Source organism: Methylobacterium sp. GXS13 (assembly GCF_001455965.1).
Taxonomy (GTDB): Bacteria; Pseudomonadota; Alphaproteobacteria; order Rhizobiales; family Beijerinckiaceae; genus Methylobacterium.
The window spans coordinates 1-903 of the sequence record NZ_LKKO01000006.1; the positions used below are offsets into that span (position 1 = coordinate 1).

General features: G+C 63.0%; 1 protein-coding gene. It reads left to right on the top strand.

From position 1 onward, the window contains the following. Window positions 1–130: 130 nt before the first annotated feature. The coding region (locus tag AO398_RS03930; protein ID WP_152997401.1) for a molybdopterin-dependent oxidoreductase at window positions 131–903 on the top strand (773 nt) is incomplete at its 3' end.

Here is a 903-nt window from a genome sequence, read left to right on the forward strand (position 1 = left end):
AAGCAGTCGCCGGTTCGAGTGGCGCTCACTCAAACGACATTTGGAATTGTTCGCATTTAAGTGCATCCTGACAGTACGCTGGGCCGGCTCGCTAGAATAATAAAGCGAGACGCTCGGCGGCGGAGGAAACATGAACGAGATCGTCAAGCCCGGCGCGCTGCTCGTCGCCCAGGCAGAGAGCCTGACCGAGACCTTCTTCGGTGGCTGCCCGCACGACTGCCCCGACACCTGCTCGATGCTGTTCGAGGTCAAGGACGGGGAGCTGCTCAGCGTGCGCGGCAACCCGGACCACCCGATGACCCGCGGCGGTCTGTGCGTGAAGCTGAAGGATTACGAGAAGCGCCACTACCATCCCGACCGGCTGCTCTACCCGATGAAGCGCGTCGGGCCGAAGGGCTCAAAGAAGTTCGAGCGCATCACCTGGGACGAGGCGCTCGACACCATCGTGACGCGCTGGAAGGCGATCATCGACCAGTACGGACCGCAGGCCATCGCGCCCTACAGCTACCTCGGCAACCAGGGCCTCGTGCACGGGCTGAACGGCGGCGATGCCTTCTTCAACCGCATGGGCGCGACCGTCACCGAGCGCACCTTCTGTGGCGAGGGCTCGTGCACGGCATGGCTGCTGACAGTCGGCCCGACCGCTGGCCTAGATCCGGACAGCTACATCCATTCCAAGTACATCGTGATCTGGGCGTGCAACTCGGTCAGCACGAACCTGCACCATTGGGCCATCGTGAAGGACGCCCAGAAGAAGGGTGCCAAGGTCGTCGTCATCGACACCTACGCCTCGCGCACGGCGAAGGCCGCCGACTGGCACATCGCGCCGAAGCCCGGAACGGACGGTGCGTTAGCCATGGCGCTGATCAATTCAATCATCGAACAGGACCTCGTCGATCAGGA